Genomic DNA, 339 nt, shown 5'->3' with positions numbered 1-339 from the left:
GGCTCAGGCTGTTGAGCGCCCGGCTTAAACACAGCGCTACGGCGGCAGAGATAAACACCGGGAATGCCACCACTTTCAGGGTATCAAGGGTACGGATATCCAGCGAACCGGCCTGCCAGAAGCGCAGCTGGTCATACACGTCCGGGTTGAGCAGGGCGATGCCGTTCGATAAGCCTTCCAGCACCGCCGCGAGCGCCACGCCCGCCAGTGTCAGACGTACCGGGCTGAGCTGTCCGCCGCCCTGGCTGCCGGTAAAGGCCACCACCAGCGAGGCGGCCAGCGCGCCGCAGAAGGCCATCACCAGCTGTTCAGACGGAGAGGTGAAACCAAACAGCGCCG

Annotated in this window: 1 protein-coding gene; it reads right to left on the bottom strand. The window is 64.6% G+C overall.

Features of this window, described 5'->3' with window-relative positions; translation table 11 throughout:
- Positions 1-339 (bottom strand): iron chelate uptake ABC transporter family permease subunit (locus tag DIT71_RS17800; RefSeq protein ID WP_147271480.1); only part of this gene is annotated, 339 nt, incomplete at both ends.

Origin of the sequence: Marinobacter vulgaris (genome assembly GCF_003344045.1) — a bacterium.
GTDB classification, from domain to species: Bacteria; Pseudomonadota; Gammaproteobacteria; order Pseudomonadales; family Oleiphilaceae; genus Marinobacter; species Marinobacter vulgaris.
Note: the sequence above shows the minus strand (reverse complement) of the source record. Positions and strands in the feature narration are given on the sequence as shown.